This window comes from Leifsonia sp. SIMBA_070 (assembly GCF_046534635.1).
Taxonomy (GTDB): Bacteria; Actinomycetota; Actinomycetes; order Actinomycetales; family Microbacteriaceae; genus Leifsonia.
This window is the reverse complement of sequence record NZ_JAWRYK010000165.1, coordinates 1-283: the sequence shown is the minus strand read 5'-3', so window position 1 is coordinate 283 and position 283 is coordinate 1. Positions and strand designations below refer to the sequence as shown.

The window sequence follows — 283 nt, the reverse complement described above, 5'->3', positions numbered from 1 at the left end:
GCGCGAACATTGTGCTTCCGGATGGCCAGTTGACGCACGTGTTGCGGCACACGTTCGCGTCGCACTTCATGATCCGCGGCGGCAACATCTTGACGCTGCAGCGCATACTTGGGCATCAAAGCTTGACCATGACGATGCGTTACGCTCACCTAGCTCCAGATCATCTTGAAGAGGCCAAGCGCCTCAACCCACTAGCTTCACTTGGTGGCTCGCGTACGTCGGAAGTGGGCCAGCGCCTGGCGTAGCCAACGTATCCGCGAAGCCGGATGTCTGTGACAAGAGC

General features: G+C 59.0%; 1 protein-coding gene. It reads left to right on the top strand.

Annotated features, from left to right (window positions below; translation table 11 throughout):
- A partial coding sequence (locus SB754_RS19860; RefSeq protein ID WP_410784105.1) for a tyrosine-type recombinase/integrase occupies positions 1–245 on the top strand: 245 nt, incomplete at its 5' end.
- Positions 246–283 lie beyond the last annotated feature (38 nt).